Source organism: Salipiger sp., assembly GCF_059781815.1.
Genome location: NZ_JBYNAH010000226.1, coordinates 1 through 211, shown reverse-complemented (window position 1 = coordinate 211; position 211 = coordinate 1). Strand labels below are relative to the sequence as shown.

The 211-nt window shown below is 59.7% G+C and carries 1 protein-coding gene; it reads left to right on the top strand.

Annotated elements, in window-relative coordinates; translation table 11 throughout:
* Positions 1–98: 98 nt before the first annotated feature.
* Positions 99–211: heme exporter protein CcmD (gene ccmD / locus AC6RA4_RS20620; RefSeq protein ID WP_500163552.1), on the top strand; the 113-nt coding region annotated here is incomplete at its 3' end.

Here is a 211-nt window from a genome sequence, read left to right as displayed (position 1 = left end):
GCCTTTGTCCTCTTGTTTGTGGCGCTGGTGTTCTTGCGCACGCAAACAGAAATCCGAGCGCGCCGGGCGCGGGCTCTTTTGGCTCAGGAGCGAACCGCATGATACCTGATCTTGGGAAATACGCGGGTGCGGTTCTGTCATCTTATGCCGTGTCTTTGGTGCTGATTGCTGCGCTGGTGCTGGTCAGCGTTCTGCGCGCGCGCCGCGTCAA